The 16,417-nt window shown below is 38.7% G+C and carries 17 protein-coding genes; 14 read left to right on the top strand and 3 right to left on the bottom strand.

From position 1 onward, the window contains the following. The first annotated feature begins 35 nt into the window (after positions 1–35). The 10 genes from FQ204_RS01715 to FQ204_RS01670 all read left to right on the top strand — a co-directional run bounded on the left by FQ204_RS01715 (position 36) and on the right by FQ204_RS01670 (position 9,010). Entirely contained in the window at positions 36–641 is a 606-nt protein-coding gene (locus FQ204_RS01715) for a thymidine kinase (RefSeq protein WP_144207813.1), read from the top strand. Then, on the top strand, positions 638–1,717 hold the full coding sequence (prfA, locus tag FQ204_RS01710) for a peptide chain release factor 1 (protein ID WP_003029728.1): 1,080 nt from the start codon (positions 638–640) through the stop codon (positions 1,715–1,717). Before FQ204_RS01715 ends, prfA begins: the two co-directional genes overlap by 4 nt. Continuing rightward, positions 1,717–2,547: a peptide chain release factor N(5)-glutamine methyltransferase gene (gene prmC / locus FQ204_RS01705; protein ID WP_144207810.1), complete on the top strand. Its 831-nt coding sequence runs from the start codon at positions 1,717–1,719 to the stop codon at positions 2,545–2,547. The genes prfA and prmC overlap by 1 nt, the downstream gene beginning before the upstream one ends. Beyond that, entirely contained in the window at positions 2,540–3,130 is a 591-nt protein-coding gene (locus FQ204_RS01700; RefSeq protein WP_144207806.1) for an L-threonylcarbamoyladenylate synthase, read from the top strand. Before prmC ends, FQ204_RS01700 begins: the two co-directional genes overlap by 8 nt. Positions 3,131–3,179: 49 nt before the next feature. After that, positions 3,180–4,436 (top strand): serine hydroxymethyltransferase, encoded by a 1,257-nt coding sequence (gene glyA / locus FQ204_RS01695; RefSeq protein ID WP_144207803.1) that lies wholly within the window; start codon positions 3,180–3,182, stop codon positions 4,434–4,436. A 1-nt stretch (position 4,437) separates the two neighbouring features. Then, positions 4,438–5,412 carry a nucleoid-associated protein gene (locus tag FQ204_RS01690; RefSeq protein ID WP_144207800.1) on the top strand — a complete coding sequence of 325 codons (975 nt, stop codon included), beginning with the start codon at positions 4,438–4,440 and terminating at the stop codon, positions 5,410–5,412. Next, the gene (locus tag FQ204_RS01685) at positions 5,412–6,014 is read left to right on the top strand and encodes a lysozyme family protein (RefSeq protein ID WP_144207797.1); all 603 of its coding nucleotides are present in this window, start codon (positions 5,412–5,414) and stop codon (positions 6,012–6,014) included. Before FQ204_RS01690 ends, FQ204_RS01685 begins: the two co-directional genes overlap by 1 nt. A gap of 182 nt (positions 6,015–6,196) precedes the next feature. Further along, complete coding sequence (locus FQ204_RS01680) at positions 6,197–6,949, top strand: SDR family NAD(P)-dependent oxidoreductase (protein ID WP_003042925.1); 753 nt, start codon at positions 6,197–6,199, stop codon at positions 6,947–6,949. Between the two features lie 78 nt (positions 6,950–7,027). Continuing rightward, positions 7,028–7,975, top strand: a complete 948-nt coding sequence (locus tag FQ204_RS01675; RefSeq protein ID WP_144207794.1) for a 2-keto-3-deoxygluconate permease — start codon at positions 7,028–7,030, stop codon at positions 7,973–7,975. A 189-nt stretch (positions 7,976–8,164) separates the two neighbouring features. Continuing rightward, positions 8,165–9,010 (top strand): alpha/beta hydrolase, encoded by an 846-nt coding sequence (locus tag FQ204_RS01670; RefSeq protein ID WP_144207791.1) that lies wholly within the window; start codon positions 8,165–8,167, stop codon positions 9,008–9,010. Between the two features lie 55 nt (positions 9,011–9,065). Here FQ204_RS01670 and guaA read toward each other — a convergent pair whose 3' ends face one another. After that, the gene (gene guaA, locus FQ204_RS01665; RefSeq protein ID WP_144207788.1) at positions 9,066–10,625 is read right to left on the bottom strand and encodes a glutamine-hydrolyzing GMP synthase; all 1,560 of its coding nucleotides are present in this window, start codon (positions 10,623–10,625) and stop codon (positions 9,066–9,068) included. 141 nt (positions 10,626–10,766) lie between these two features. Here guaA and FQ204_RS01660 point away from each other — a divergent pair, with 141 nt between their 5' ends. The 4 genes from FQ204_RS01660 (at position 10,767) to xerS (ending at position 14,792) form a co-directional block, all read left to right on the top strand. Further along, on the top strand, positions 10,767–11,465 hold the full coding sequence (locus FQ204_RS01660; RefSeq protein ID WP_144207785.1) for a GntR family transcriptional regulator: 699 nt from the start codon (positions 10,767–10,769) through the stop codon (positions 11,463–11,465). Between the two features lie 115 nt (positions 11,466–11,580). Continuing rightward, complete coding sequence (locus tag FQ204_RS01655; protein ID WP_144207782.1) at positions 11,581–11,913, top strand: putative DNA-binding protein; 333 nt, start codon at positions 11,581–11,583, stop codon at positions 11,911–11,913. A gap of 72 nt (positions 11,914–11,985) precedes the next feature. Then, positions 11,986–13,536 (top strand): signal recognition particle protein, encoded by a 1,551-nt coding sequence (gene ffh / locus FQ204_RS01650; RefSeq protein WP_144207779.1) that lies wholly within the window; start codon positions 11,986–11,988, stop codon positions 13,534–13,536. Positions 13,537–13,721: 185 nt separating this feature from the next. Then, positions 13,722–14,792, top strand: a complete 1,071-nt coding sequence (gene xerS / locus FQ204_RS01645; protein ID WP_144207776.1) for a tyrosine recombinase XerS — start codon at positions 13,722–13,724, stop codon at positions 14,790–14,792. 61 nt (positions 14,793–14,853) lie between these two features. Here xerS and ucpA read toward each other — a convergent pair whose 3' ends face one another. Continuing rightward, positions 14,854–15,651 (bottom strand): SDR family oxidoreductase UcpA, encoded by a 798-nt coding sequence (ucpA, locus tag FQ204_RS01640; RefSeq protein ID WP_144207773.1) that lies wholly within the window; start codon positions 15,649–15,651, stop codon positions 14,854–14,856. A 148-nt stretch (positions 15,652–15,799) separates the two neighbouring features. Beyond that, a complete protein-coding gene (locus FQ204_RS10455) occupies positions 15,800–16,345 on the bottom strand; it encodes a hypothetical protein (protein ID WP_186286791.1) in 546 nt (181 codons plus the stop codon). Positions 16,346–16,417 lie beyond the last annotated feature (72 nt).

Genomic DNA, 16,417 nt, shown 5'->3' with positions numbered 1-16,417 from the left:
TTAAAAATTGGAGAATTTGAAACGAATTAAAGAAAATGGCTCAATTGTATTATAAATATGGCACGATGAATTCGGGCAAAACAATCGAAATTTTAAAAGTAGCACACAACTACGAAGAACAAGGCAAAGGTGTTGTCATTATGACGAGCGCACTTGATACACGCGACGGTTTCGGCGTTGTTTCTAGTCGTATCGGAATGAAGCGAAAAGCAACTGCAATAGCAGAAGATACTGATATTTTCCGTTTTATTCAAGAAATGTCCGAAAAACCTTATTGTGTATTGATTGATGAAGCACAGTTTCTATCTCGTCATCATGTCTATGATTTGGCAAGAGTAGTTGACGAATTAAACGTACCAGTTATGGCTTTTGGTTTGAAAAATGATTTTCGCAATGAGTTATTTGAAGGCTCGAAATATCTCCTGCTTCTAGCAGATAAAATTGATGAGATTAAAACGATTTGTCAATTTTGCTCCAAAAAAGCAACCATGGTATTAAGAACAACGAATGGTAAGCCGGTCTATGAAGGTGAGCAGATTCAAATCGGTGGGAATGAAACCTATATTCCTGTCTGTCGGAAGCATTATTTTCAGCCAGAGATAGAGAAAATGGGAAGTGAAGGAGAAAATAGCAAACGATGAATATCTATGAACAGTTACAAGCCGTTGAAGATCGCTATGAAGAGTTGGGGGAACTTCTGAGTGACCCAGATGTTGTCAGTGACACCAAGCGTTTTATGGAATTGTCCAAAGAAGAAGCAAGTACACGCGATACGGTAGCAACTTATCGTGAATACAAACGAGTGCTCCAAAACATCACAGATGCCGAAGAAATGATCAAAGACGCTTCTGGCGATGCTGATTTGGAAGAAATGGCAAAGCAAGAGCTCAAAGATGCAAAAGCTGAAAAAGAAGAATACGAGGAAAAATTGAAAATTCTTCTTTTACCAAAAGATCCAAACGATGATAAAAACATCATCTTAGAAATCCGTGGTGCAGCAGGAGGTGATGAAGCTTCACTCTTTGCTGGTGATCTTCTGACAATGTATCAAAAATACGCCGAATCGCAAGGATGGAAATTTGAGGTTATGGAAGCCTCCATGAATGGAGTCGGTGGCTTCAAAGAAGTGGTAGCGATGGTTTCTGGTCAATCCGTTTATTCCAAATTAAAATATGAATCAGGTGCTCACCGTGTACAGCGTGTCCCAGTGACAGAAAGCCAAGGACGGGTTCACACTTCGACAGCAACAGTCTTAGTCATGCCTGAAGTTGAAGAAGTGGAATATGATATTGATCCAAAGGATCTTCGGATTGACATTTATCACGCTTCTGGCGCTGGCGGTCAGAATGTCAACAAAGTTGCAACAGCCGTTCGGATCGTTCACTTGCCAACAAATATTAAGGTTGAAATGCAGGAAGAACGAACCCAACAAAAAAATCGCGACAAAGCTATGAAGATTATCCGTGCGCGTGTAGCGGACCATTTTGCGCAAATTGCGCAAGACGAGCAAGATGCCGAACGGAAATCAACTATTGGTACAGGAGATCGCTCAGAGCGGATTCGTACCTATAATTTTCCACAAAATCGTGTGACAGATCACCGTATTGGTTTAACGCTGCAAAAGCTAGATACGATTTTAGCTGGAAAATTAGACGAGATCGTAGATGCCTTGGTATTGTATGACCAAACACAGAAGCTAGAAGAATTGAATAAATAATGAAATTAGCTCAAATTCTTGCTGAAATGGAAAAACAGCTTGAAGCAGTTGGTGAAGAAGCAGAAAGCCTCTCCTTTACCTTTCGGTCTTTGAGAAACTTATCCTTCACCCAATTTGTGCTGAAAATGCAAGCAGAAGCGACAGTAGAAGATAGAGAATTACTGAAAAAGATTCAATCTCAATTATTGCTTCATAGACCTGCCCAATACATTATTGGGAGCGCAGCATTTCATGGTCACTCGTTCAAAGTAGATGAACGAGTGCTGATTCCCCGACCAGAAACTGAGGAATTAGTTGACCTGATCTTGTCTGAAAATCAAAATAGTAGTCTGAAAGTTTTGGATATCGGCACTGGAAGTGGAGCAATTGCTCTATCTTTGGCTACTGAGCATGCGAATTGGCAGGTCACGGCTTCCGACATTTCCCGAGACGCTTTAGGTTTGGCGCAAGAAAATGCGGAAGCAATTGATGTAGTGATTGATTTTGTTCAGTCTGATTGTTTTCAGGCGATTACAGGAAAGTATGATATTATTGTATCCAATCCGCCTTATATTTCAGAGACGGACAGAGAAGAAGTAGGTCTCAATGTCCTTGCTTCAGAACCTCATCTTGCTCTTTTTGCTGAAGAAGACGGATATGCTGTTTATCGAGAAATTGCTGAGAACGCTCAAAATCATTTAACAGAAAAAGGAAAAATCTATCTCGAAATTGGCTACAAGCAAGGGGAACATGTAAAAAAACTATTTGAGTCTGCATTTCCAAAAATGAGGATTCGCGTCTTGCAAGATCAATTCGGAAAAGATAGAATGGTAGTGGTAGATAATGGATAAAATTGAGGAAGTACTGAGTAGCGGAGGAGCAGTCGTGCTGCCAACTGAGACTGTATATGGTTTATTTTGTAAGGCAATGGATGAGCAGGCCGTCAGTCATGTCTATGACTTAAAAGGTAGACCTCGCGAAAAGGCCTTGAATTTAAATGTTTCAAGCTTAGAAGAAATTTATCAATTTTCCAAACGTCAGCCTCAGTATTTAAAAAAGCTCTACCAAGCCTTTCTACCCGGTCCTTTGACCATTATTTTACAAGCTAATGAACAAGTTCCAATTTGGATAAATTCAGGTATGAAAACAATTGGTTTTCGTGTTCCTAGTCATCCCAAAACATTGGACTTGATTAGAAAATTTGGACCTCTCATTGGTCCGTCCGCAAATTTATCTGGAAAGAGTAGCGGAATAAACTTCCAGCAAATTATGGCCGACTTCCATCATGAAGTTCTTGGTCTAGAAGATGATGCTTTTTTAACAGGACAGGATTCAACTATTTTGGATTTATCTGGTGAAACAGCACATATTCTACGTCAAGGTGCTGTCACTTGCGAAGAAATTCTCACCAAAATTCCAGAAATTCACTTCTAAAACCTTGATTAGTAGGTTTTAGAACCGTTTTAAGAGAAGGGAGAATCTTATGATTTTTGACCATAAAGACTATAAAGAATACGATGCTGAGCTTTGGGAAGCTATTGCTGCAGAAGAAAAACGTCAGCAAAACAATATTGAATTGATTGCTTCAGAAAATGTTGTTTCAAAAGCTGTTATGGCAGCACAAGGTTCTATTTTAACCAATAAATATGCCGAAGGTTATCCAGGTCGTCGCTATTATGGTGGTACGGACGTTGTGGATGTGATTGAGACATTAGCAATTGAACGTGCTAAAGAAATCTTTGGAGCAAAATTTGCCAATGTTCAACCCCACTCAGGCAGTCAGGCGAATTGTGCAGCTTATATGGCCTTAATTGAGCCAGGTGATACAGTAATGGGAATGGATCTTGCAGCAGGCGGACATTTGACACATGGCGCAGCTGTTAGCTTCTCTGGGAAAACCTACAACTTTGTGCCTTATAACGTTGATCCTGAAACGGAACTTTTAGATTTTGATGCTATTTTGGCGCAGGCTAAAGAAGTCAAACCTAAATTGATTGTTGCAGGTGCTTCTGCCTATTCACATATTATTGATTTTGCTAAATTCCGTGAAATTGCAGATACTGTTGGAGCAAAACTCATGGTAGACATGGCTCATATTGCCGGTTTAGTTGCCGCTGGTTTGCATCCAAGTCCAGTACCGTATGCACATATTACGACAACTACTACTCATAAAACCCTTCGAGGACCCCGTGGTGGCTTAATTTTGACCAATGATGAAGAGTTGGCGAAAAAGATCAATTCCGCAATCTTTCCAGGAATTCAAGGAGGACCACTGGAGCATGTCGTGGCGGCTAAAGCAGCTGCTTTCAAAGAAGTATTGGATCCAGATTTTAAAGTTTATGCTCAGCAGATTTTGGATAACGCTAAGGCAATGGTTCAAGTATTCCAACAACATGGGAATTTTCGTGTCATTTCAGGCGGTACGGAGAATCATCTTTTCCTTGTGGATGTGACCAAAGTCGTTGAAAATGGGAAAGTCGCTCAAAACCTTTTGGATGATGTCCATATCACTCTCAATAAAAACTCTATCCCTTATGAAACTTTATCTCCATTTAAAACAAGTGGCATTCGTATCGGAACTGCAGCTATTGCAGCCCGTGGCTTTGGGGTAGCTGAAAGTATTAAAGTAGCAGAATTAATCATCAAAACTTTAGAGAACGAAAACAACGAAGCTGTTTTAGAGCAGGTCCGTGCAGAAGTTAAAGAATTGACTGATGCCTTTCCACTATATGAGGACTGAAATGGACATTTACGTAAAAAAAGCCATTATTCATCAATTTAGTCCGTCAGACACCGACCTTCTTTTAGCAGATAAATATCTCAATATTACTCCTAAAATTGAAGAATATCTTCGCAAGAAGATTGAACGTGTCTATTCAGATGAGGCCAAAACGGGCATTTTTACCGAAGATAATGTCTTTTTATCACATATTACAAAAGACTTTTTAGAAACTTCTATAACGATTGCCAATCTCTGGAAAGAGGAATTTTCGGTGAGCGAAAATCAGAAAACCAACGATTTGATTTTTGTTCAATTTGACAAGGAAGGCGTGGAGCATTTTGCTTTTTTGCGGATTGCTCTGCGAGAAACACTCACTCACTTAGGTGGAGAAGTAGACAATCCTATCAAGATTACCCAGAACAATTTGCCGGGATTTGGTACAGGTGCCGATGAGGCCTTGGTTATCAATCTTCAATCACGTAAATACCATTTGATTGAAAAACGGATTAAATACAATGGTGCTTTTCTCAATTATTTTTCTGCTAATCTGTTACAAGTCAATCCTAAAATTTCTCCTAAAAAATCTATCAAAGCCTTAGAAAAAACAGCTCAAAAAGTTGCAGAGAGCTTTCATCAGGATGATTTTCAATTTCAATCCAAGGTTAAATCGTCTATTTTTAAAAATTTAGAAGAAAATAATGAATTATCGCCAGAAAAATTAGCAGATGACTTGTTCGATAACAATCTGACAGCTCGTTTGACTTTTATTGATCAGGTTAAGGAAGCAATTCCGGAAACTGTTAAATTTGATGAAATTGATAGTAGTCGTCAGAAGAAAAAATTTGAAAACCAAAAGCTCTCTCTTTCAAATGGAATTGAGCTTATTGTCCCCAATAACATCTATCAAGATGCGGAATCCGTAGAATTCATACAAAACGAGAATGGAACCTATTCCATTCTCATCAAAAACATAGAAGATATCCAAAGTAAATAATGTTTAAAATTCTTAGAAAATTGATCCTTCTCATTCTTTTAATTCTCGTTGCTTACAAGTTGGTTCAAGTTCATCATGATGTCAAGCAAGTGATGACCTACCGTAGCTTAGTGAGAGAAGTGCTAGACGAGCAAGATACTGCAGCCAATGAGGAATTAGTCCTTGCTATGATTTATACTGAAACAAAGGGAAAAGTTTCTGATGTCATGCAATCTAGCGAGAGTGCGACGGGTCAGAAAAACTCTATTTTAGATAATAAAGAAAGCATTCGTCAAGGTGTTCAGACCCTATCCACTAATCTAAATGTAGCTCAAGAAAAGAAAGTAGATGTTTGGACTGCTGTACAAGCCTATAACTTTGGTCGAGCTTACATTGACTATATTGCAAAACACGGTGGTGAAAATACCCTTGATTTGGCAAAAAAATACTCTAAAAATGTTGTTGCACCAAGTTTAGGAAACGTGACTGGGCAAACCTATTCTTATTACCACCCCATTGCACTCCTACATGGCTCTAGACTCTATATAAATGGCGGAAATTTCTATTATTCTCGTCAAGTTCAGATGAATATGTATATCATGAAAGTGATGAATTGGTTTTAATAAATCAAAAGGTTAGAGAGCTTTATTTTCTAACCTTTTTAGATTAGTCATAGAAAACAGCAAAAAGATTGTTTTTTCTAAATATTTAAAATATTTCATATTTCTACTTTTATTTTTAAAACGAGAGTGCTATAATAATCACGTAGAATTCTATAATAATTAAAACGGAAGGTTTTGAGAATATGAATTTTTCAGGTAAAACAGCAATTGTTACCGGTGGTGCAAACGGAATTGGCAAAGAAGTTGTTCGCGGTATTGTTGAAGGTGGTGGTAATGTCATTATTGCCGACATCAATCAAGAAGCAGCTGAACGAGTGATTGCCGAATTTGGAGCAGAACACACGAGCTTTACTTATATGGATTTAGGAAATCACGAATCTATTGTAGAAGCAATGAACAAAATAATCGCAACAGCTGGTAAAATTGATATTTTAGTCAATTGTGCTGGTGTTATCAGTGCTAAACCATTTGAACAACTAACTTACGACGAATGGGAACGCACCATTCGTATTAACCTCTCTGGTTGTTTTTCAACTATTAGTACTATTTTCCCACATTTTATTGAACAAAAAGGGGGAAGAATTGTTAATGTTTCCTCAGTAGCTGCAAAATTAGGCGGTGGTTTGCTTGGAACAGCTGCTTATGCATCTTCTAAAGCTGGTTTGAACGGTCTTACAAAAGCAGTAGCGAAAGAAGGAGGCAAATATGGTATTGCATGTAATGCGGTCTGTCCTTCTTTTACACGAACGGATATGACTACTGTATTGTCAGAAGACCCTGAAAAGAGTCAGCGTGTCATCAACATGATTCCACTTGGACGTCGTGCAGAACCTGTTGAAATTGCTCAAATGATTCTTTTCTTTGCTAGTGACTTAGCCAGCTTCGTGTCTGGAGAAATCGGTGATTGTGATGGCGGTATTACGCTGGATGGCTAATTTTTTATCGAAAAGATGTATGGCATTCAAGCCTTGTTAAATAAAAACAAGGCTTGAATATATAGAGGAGATATGATTATGAAAATTTTTAATAAGAAAATTAAGATTCCTGGTGATACAATTATTGTTCCCATGTTTATCGGCTGTGTGATAAATACATTTTTCCCTCAAGTGTTGAAAATTGGAGGTTTTACAACCGCTATAGTTCAGGGAGCTGGTCCGCTCGTTGGAGCTTTTCTATTTTTTATAGGAGGAACAATCTCGTTAAAGAACACTCCAAAAGCTGTTGGGCGTGGAGCGGCTATTATCACATCTAAGATTGTCGTTTCAGTTCTTTTAGGTCTGTTGGTAGCAAAAGTCTTCAATGACAATTTTTTAGGTTTAAGTGCTTTGGCGATTATTGGAGCTATGTCTGTCGCTAATAACGCTATGTATGCTGGAATTGTAGAAGTTTACGGAAATGAAATTGATGCAGGGGCTGTTGGTATTACTACCTTAAGTGTTGGACCGATGGTGACAATGGCAGCTCTCAGTAGTGCTGGTCTTGCTAATATTTCTATTTGGAGTTTAGTAGGAACTATTTTACCACTTGTTTTAGGGATTGCATTAGGAAATGCTTTTCCATATATGAAAAAAGTTCTATCAAATGGTGTGACAGCAATTATTATTATTGTTGGATTCTGTTTAGGAGCCAATATGAGCTTTATGCAAATTATTCAAGGTGGTTTGCCAGGTATCATACTTGGAATCATTACAACCTTAGTTGGAGGCTTCTTTGCTATTTTTGCAGATAAAGCCACAGATGGATCAGGAATTGCTGGTGCAGCTATTTCAAGTACAGCAGCTAGTGCCATAGCCACTCCAGCAGCTTTATCGGCTGTAGATGCTTCCTTTAAAGCTGTTGAAGCTACAGCTACCACCCAAATAACAGCATCCGTTATTGTAACAGCGATTTTAACACCAATTTTGACAGCTTGGGTAGCTAAACGTGTAGATACTACAGAACAAGAGAAAACAATGAATTGATTTTAAAAGTTCACTTGTTGTTTGATGATAACATTTAATAATTTATTAAAGGGGAGTTTTTGGGACTTTCCTTTTTTACTATTCAACAAATCGCCTTAAATCCAAAACGTCATTTCAAACAAATCAATTGTCATTTAGATTGTTACATGTTATACTTAAAAATATATCTCACAGAAAGAAATGCTAAACATGATGAAGAAAATAGCCCTAATTACAGGAATTTTAACAATTTTGATTGCTATTTCTACTTTTTTATTTTACCGTGTCAATGCTGAAGGGAAATTAGACAGACAGAAGTATGTGCAATCAACTACTCCAACCCTATTCTTTCATGGTTATGGAAGTAGTGCCAATGCTGAGCGACACATGACGAATGCAGCAAAAAAAGCAGGAGTAACGAAAACAGTTATTCGAGCAAATGTTGACAGAAATGGTGTGGTTACGTTGAGGGGAGACATTCCCAAAGGCGCTATCAATCCAATCGTAGAAGTGAATTACGAAGACAATCGCAATCCTATTGATGTTGGACGATATGCAAAAGCTGTCGTCAGCAAGCTACAGGAAAAGTATGGGTTTACCAAAATGAATATGGTGGGGCATTCTTTAGGAAATATGGCTATTTTGTATTATCTTTTAGAGCATGGACAAGATGAGAAATTACCACAATTGCAAAAACAAGTGAATATTGCTAATTTTGCTGCCGGTTTAGAAGCTATGGGCTTACCATCTGATGTAAAAGTAGATAAAACGACAGGGCAACCAAATCAACTCACACAAACTTTCCAAAGATTATTGCCATTACGTGAAGTTTTTCCACAAAATCAAATTGACGTTTTGAATATCTACGGTGACTATAAAAACGGATCAGACGGTTCTGTTTTAAACGCTTCATCTCGCAGCTTGAAATACTTGGTTGTCGATAATGCAAAATCTTATCAAGAAAAGAAAATCACAGGTAAATTAGCACAACATAGCCAATTACATGAAAATCCAGAAGTAGATAAAATACTGATTCAATTTTTGTGGGGAAAATAAGCTGACAAATTTAAAAGCCAAACTTCAAGAAATAAGAAGTTTAGCTTTTTTGTTTTTACTCCCACTCAACCGTTGCTGGTGGTTTACTGGTAATGTCGTAGACAATGCGGTTAACGTGATCTACTTCATTGACGATACGAACAGAGATTTTTTGTAATACTTCCCAAGGGATTTTAGCAAAATCTGCTGTCATCCCGTCGATAGAAGTGATAGCACGGATAGCAATGGTATAATCATAAGTTCGACCATCACCCATAACACCTACTGAACGAACACCAGTATTTACAGTGAAGTATTGCCAGATATCACGATCAAGTCCAGCTTTCACGATTTCTTCGCGAAGAATGGCATCGGATTCGCGAACAGTTGTGAGTTTTTCTTCTGTAATTTCACCCATAATGCGAATGGCAAGCCCTGGACCTGGAAATGGTTGACGCCAAACGATTTCATCCGGCATACCAAGTTCTGTACCAAGTGCACGAACTTCGTCTTTATAAAGTGTATTGAGTGGTTCAATCAGTTTGAACTGCATGTCTTCGGGAAGTCCACCGACGTTGTGGTGCGATTTGATTGTTTGGGCAGTATCAGTACCAGATTCAATCACATCGGTGTAAAGTGTTCCTTGTGCGAGGAATTTTACATCTTTTAGCTTACTTGCTTCATCATCAAAGACATAAACAAACTCATTGCCGATGATTTTACGCTTTTGTTCTGGATCAGAAACACCAGCTAATTTATCAAGGAAACGTTTGGCAGCATCTGCTTTGACGATATTAAGACCGAATTTCCCCCCAAGAGAATCCATGACTTGATCTGCTTCGCCCTTGCGGAGCAATCCATGATCTACAAAGATACAGATAAGCTGGTCTCCAATAGCTTTTTGAAGGAGAACACCAACAACTGATGAATCAACACCGCCCGAAAGACCTAGAAGGACGCGTTTATCACCAACCGTTTCTCGAATTTGCTTGATTTGCATATCAATAAAATTATCCATTGACCAATCGCCCTTGGCGCCACAAATGTTTAAAGCAAAGTTGCGCAGAATATCATAACCATAAACAGAATGACGTACTTCAGGGTGGAATTGGATACCATAGATTTTCTTAGCTGGATTTTCAATAGCTGCAAATGGACAATCAGCAGAAGTTCCAGTTCGTACAAATCCTTGAGGAATTTCTGTAACAGCATCTCCGTGACTCATAAGAACGATTTGTTTTTCAGGAGTGCTTGCAAAAAGCTGTGAATCAGTATGAATAAGCTCTGATTGACCATACTCACGGTTTCCGGCATTTCCAGCAGGTACAACTTTCCCACCTAATTTGTGAGTCAAAAGCTGCATTCCATAACAAATTCCTAGAATTGGAATACCCAATTCTAAAATTTCAGGGTCAAGATCAAATGAGCCTTCTTCATAGACAGAATTTGGTCCACCAGACAGGATAATTCCGACCGGATTTATCTCGCGAACTTCAGCGGCTGTGATCTTATTGCTTTTTAGCTCAGAAAAAACACCAATCTCCCGAATACGGCGTGAGATGAGCTGATTATATTGGCTGCCATAATCCAATACAATGATTCTTTCAATATCTTGCAATTCAGTTGTAGTTGCCATTTCTTTCCTTTCTCAAATGAAACTTCTTTGTTTATTCTAACACAAAATAGAGACTTTTTCCAATAACATTGAATGGGAATTGACTTTTATTTCAATTGATAATACAATGAAGAGAGAAAACCAGTCTTGAAAGGGGTTATTATGCTTCCAGCCTATATTAAAATTCACGATCAAATAAAAAAAGAAATCGACGAAGAAATTTGGAAAATCGGACAGCGCTTGCCAAGCGAGCGCGATTTAGCTGAACAATTTGAAGTTAGTCGCATGACACTCCGTCAGGCAATCACTCTTTTAGTAGAAGAAGGAGTGCTGGAACGTCGTATGGGAAGTGGTACGTTTGTAGCCAGTACGCGAGTTCAGGAAAAGATGCGTGGCACAACCAGTTTTACAGAAATCATTAAATCTCAAGGCAAGATACCATCGAGTCAGCTAATTTCTTACCGTCGAACATTGCCGAGTAAAGAAGAGGTCGAAAAATTAGGAATCGAAAAGACGGAAAATGTCATTCGTATGGAGCGGGTGCGGTATGCGGACAATATTCCCGTAGTTTACGAAGTCGCTTCCATTCCAGAGAAATTCATCAAAAATTTTAATAAAGAAGAAATAACGAAGCATTTTTTCCAAACCTTACAAGAACATGGCTATAAAATCGGAAAATCTCAACAGACCATCTATGCTCATCTTGCCAAAGAAAAGATTGCGCAGTACTTAGAAATTCCTAGAGGACATGCCATTCTTGGTTTGACACAGATTTCTTATTTTGACAATGGCACCGCTTTTGAATATGTTAAAAGTCAGTATGTAGGGGAACGGTTTGAATTTTATTTAGAAAATAACTGATTTGATTTACATAATTTAATATACGTAAACACCCTTAGCGATTTAAGAGTGTTTTTTAGTGAGTAAAGCTCTTCACTAGTAGAGTTTATCTGTATTTTTTGATATAATATTTCTTATGGAAATTGAAAAAACCAATCGAATGAATGCTCTTTTTGAGTTTTATGCAGCGCTTTTAACAGATAAACAAATGAATTATATCGAGCTTTACTATGCGGATGATTACAGTTTGGCTGAGATTGCTGAGGAATTTCAAGTTAGTCGTCAGGCTGTCTATGACAATATCAAACGGACAGAAAAGATTCTCGAAGACTACGAAAAGAAGCTCCACATGTATTCAGACTATATCGTCAGAAGCCAGATTTTCGATCAAATAATGGAAAAATATGCTAATGATACCTATTTACAAGAGCAAATCGCACTTTTATCCAGTATTGACAATCGGGAATAGTGAATTGTCAGCTCAAAAAACGCAAAAATCAATAACCAATAACATAGAAATTAACTAGGAGAAATAAAATTTATGGCATTTGAAAGTTTAACCGAACGTTTGCAGAACGTTTTTAAAAATCTGCGTCGCAAGGGCAAAATTTCCGAGAGTGATGTCCAGGAAGCAACTAAAGAAATTCGTCTGGCGCTCTTGGAGGCCGATGTAGCTTTACCAGTTGTCAAAGATTTCATCAAGAAAGTTCGTGAGCGTGCTGTCGGACATGAAGTTATTGATACGTTAAATCCTGCTCAACAAATCATCAAGATTGTTGATGAGGAATTGACTACTGTACTGGGGTCTGATACGGCAGAAATTATCAAATCTCCAAAAATTCCGACTATTATCATGATGGTTGGTCTTCAAGGTGCTGGTAAGACTACGTTTGCTGGAAAGTTAGCCAATAAACTCAAGAAAGAAGAAAACGCTCGTCCTTTGATGATAGCTGCTGATATTTACCGTCCAGCAGCCATTGACCAGCTTAAAACTCTTGGTCAGCAAATTGATGTACCAGTCTTTTCACTGGGCACAGAAGTACCAGCAATAGAGATTGTTCGTCAAGGTCTAGAGCAAGCTAAGGCTAATCACAACGACTATGTATTGATTGATACGGCAGGTCGTTTGCAAATTGACGAAAGACTTATGAATGAGCTGCGAGATGTCAAAGCACTGGCTCAACCAAATGAAATCCTCTTGGTCGTAGATGCTATGATTGGTCAGGAAGCTGCCAATGTAGCTCGCGAATTCAATGCTCAGCTGGAAGTAACTGGGGTTATTCTGACTAAGATTGATGGCGATACACGTGGCGGTGCAGCTTTATCTGTCCGTCAAATTACTGGTAAACCAATCAAGTTCACTGGTACTGGTGAAAAAATTACCGATATTGAAACCTTCCACCCAGACCGAATGTCTAGCCGTATTTTGGGCATGGGAGATATGTTGACCTTGATTGAAAAAGCCTCTCAGGAATACGATGAGCAGAAATCGCTTGAGATGGCTGAAAAAATGCGAGAAAACACCTTTGATTTCAATGATTTCATTGACCAGCTAGATCAAGTGCAAAACATGGGACCGATGGAAGACTTGCTAAAAATGATTCCTGGTATGGCTAACAATCCTGCTATGAAAAATTTTAAGGTAGATGAAAACGAAATCGCCCGCAAACGTGCCATTGTTTCATCTATGACACCTGCCGAACGGGAAAATCCCGACCTTCTTAATCCAAGTCGTCGCCGTCGGATTGCTGCAGGTTCTGGTAATAGCTTTGTCGAAGTGAATAAGTTTATTAAGGATTTTAACCAAGCCAAATCTGTCATGCAAGGTGTCATGTCTGGCGATATGAATAAGATGATGAAGCAGATGGGTCTCAATCCTAACAATTTACCGAAAAATATGCCAAATATGAACGGTATGGATATGTCAGCCCTTCAAAATATGGACATGTCCGCTCTAGGAGGTGCTGGAAATCCTGACATGAGCCAGATGTTTGGTGGCGGACTTAAAGGAAAAATTGGTGAATTTGCAACCAAACAAGCAATGAAACGAATGGCAAATAAAATGAAAAAGGCTAAGAAAAAACGGAAATAAACAAACGCAAAAAAAACAAGTCGCTTAATTTAAAGGAGCGGCTTGTTTTTTGTATAATTGCAATCACTGAATAGAGATATTGTATAGAACTTCCTCCAACATCTTTCCGAAAAACTATAATTTTCTTGAAAAAAATATAGGAGTGTGCTATACTTCTATTATAGAAAATGATGGAGAATATCTTAATGAAACGCGAAATATTGTTAGAAAGAATTGAAAAACTAAAGGCCATCATGCCTTGGTACGTTTTGGAATACTATCAGTCTAAATTGACTGTTCCATACAGTTTTACAACTTTATATGAATATCTCAAAGAATATGATCGCTTTTTTCATTGGATTTTAGACTCTGGAATTGCTGATGTGTCGCAGATTGCAGAAATTCCTCTGTCAGTATTGGAAAATATGACTAAAAAAGATATGGAAGCGTTTATTCTTTACTTACGGGAACGTCCATTACTTAATGCTAATACTACACAGAACGGAGTATCGCAAACTACTATTAACCGCACGCTCTCTGCTCTCTCTAGCCTTTATAAATATTTAACTGAAGAGGTGGAAAATGAGAGTGGGGAGCCTTATTTCTATCGTAATGCCATGAAAAAAGTGTCTACTAAGAAAAAGAGAGAGACTTTAGCTGCGCGCGCTGAAAACATCAAACAAAAACTCTTTTTAGGCGAGGAAACTGAACAGTTTTTGAATTATATTGATGAAGAATACCCTAAAAATTTATCAAATCGGGCTCTCTCCTCTTTTGACAAAAATAAAGAGCGAGATTTGGCAATCATAGCACTGCTTCTTGCATCTGGTATTCGTCTATCCGAGGCAGTAAATCTTGATTTGAAAGACCTGAACCTCAAAATGATGGTCATTGAAGTTACTCGTAAGGGCGGGAAAAGAGATTCTGTCAATGTTGCAGCTTTTGCCAAAGCTTATTTGGAAAGGTATCTGGAGGTTCGCTCTAAACGCTATAAAGCTGAAAAATCAGACACTGCCCTCTTTTTGACAGAATATAGAGGTGTTCCCAATCGGATCGATGCTTCTAGTGTAGAAAAGATGGTTGCCAAGTATTCTGAAGATTTCAAAATTCGAGTGACACCTCACAAACTCCGTCATACGCTGGCTACTCGACTTTATGATGCTACTAAATCTCAAGTTTTGGTCAGTCATCAGCTAGGGCATGCCAGTACTCAAGTTACAGACCTCTACACCCATATTGTTAATGATGAACAAAAAAATGCATTGGATAATCTATAAAATAAAAAAGTTTGCATACCTTAAATTATGCAAACTTTTTATTGAATTGAGCTAAATGCTGCTAGTTTGTGCCCATGCTCATAGTTTCTGGTAGGGTACTACCGCCGTCAATGACAATTTGAGATCCTGTAAGATAGGAGGATTCGTCACTACCTAGAAAGGCAAAGAGTTCCCCTACTTCTTGCGGTTTAGCCAATCTTTTCATTGGGACAGCAGCCGCAATATCTTGAATAGGAATTTCTGGATGTTCTGGGTTGGATTCTAGGGCCATTTTTTCGACCATCGGTGTTCGAGCATAGCCTAGCTGGCTGCAATTGACCCGAATATTGCGATCGGCATATTCTACTGCAAAGGCCTTGGTTAAGCCGACCAGAGCTGCCTTGGTCATAGCGTAAGCTGCTTCTCCAGCATCAGCAACCAAATCGCCTGTCACAGACGATGCGATGACGATAGCACCTGCTCCTTGTTTTAACATGGGCTTGATGGCTGTCTGACAAGTGTTCCAAACGCCCTTGATATTGACATTAATATGTTGATCTCGTATCTGATCTGTCATTTCTTCAAAGGGCATCAGCTTGCAGATACCAGCATTACAGCAGGCAATATCAAGATGCCCAAAGGCTTGGATAGTCTGAGAGACAGCCGCTTCCAAATCTTCTCGACGACTGACATCACCGATATAGTTGATAATATCTATTTGGTAGCTGTCACGAAGTTCTTGAGCAGTTGCTTCTACTTGGGGGTCTAGGTCGAAAAGGCAGAGCTTAGCGCCATATTTGGCATAGACTGAGGCAATGCCCTGACCCAGACCGACAGCAGCTCCAGTAATCAAAGCAACTTTTCCATCTAATTTAGCCATGGTAACCATCCTTTCTAAAACGAAGAAGTTTGGCAGATTTTTGTGACATTTTATGATGTATTTCTAACTTTAGTCTAGTACTTTTCTAGTTGCTTGTCAATATAATAATAAAGGAAAACCCCGCATTTGCTGTGATTTTCCGTCCTCGTTATAAAAATTCGATCCAATAATTTCTGTAGGGTTCAATAATCAAAGGCTTGTTCCAGAAGAATTTCAGATATTCTAAGTTAACCGGGCTGACTGGCAAATGCTGGCTGTTGAACTTCTGAGCACTTTCCTCAGTCAAAAAACAAGGAATAGCTTCGTAGGTGTGTCCACTAACTTCCCTCTTCAGGGTCTGATAGCCAAACTGCTGACCTAGATTTATATCAGCTCGTAGCATCTCTCCCAGAAAATAGACGGTCTTACTTTTCAGCAAGTTATAGGCCTTGATGTTGTCCAGACGATTGTTTGCTGCGGCATACATGATACAAAAGCTGTCTACCTGATCCTTTATCGTGAGTAGGTCTTCCTTTGGCACGGAAATATCCAGCAAATACAGACCTCCAATGACTAGTTGCCGATATTCCGGTCGTTGGATTACATTATCTAAGGCCATGCCCAAGGGGATTTTTACAATATCATAATTGCTGGATAACAGTTCTCTTTTTTTCTTATGATAAATTGTAAAATATAGTTCAACAAAAAAACTCATAGCGTTTCATTGGTGTAAACTGTAAGTAACCACACAAACAGAACCCGAGGAAAAACTATGAGCTACTCCCAT

The organism is Streptococcus constellatus (assembly GCF_902167705.1).
GTDB lineage: Bacteria > Bacillota > Bacilli > Lactobacillales > Streptococcaceae > Streptococcus > Streptococcus constellatus_A.
The sequence above is the reverse complement of the archived record's forward strand: the minus strand, read 5'-3'. Positions and strand labels throughout refer to the sequence as shown.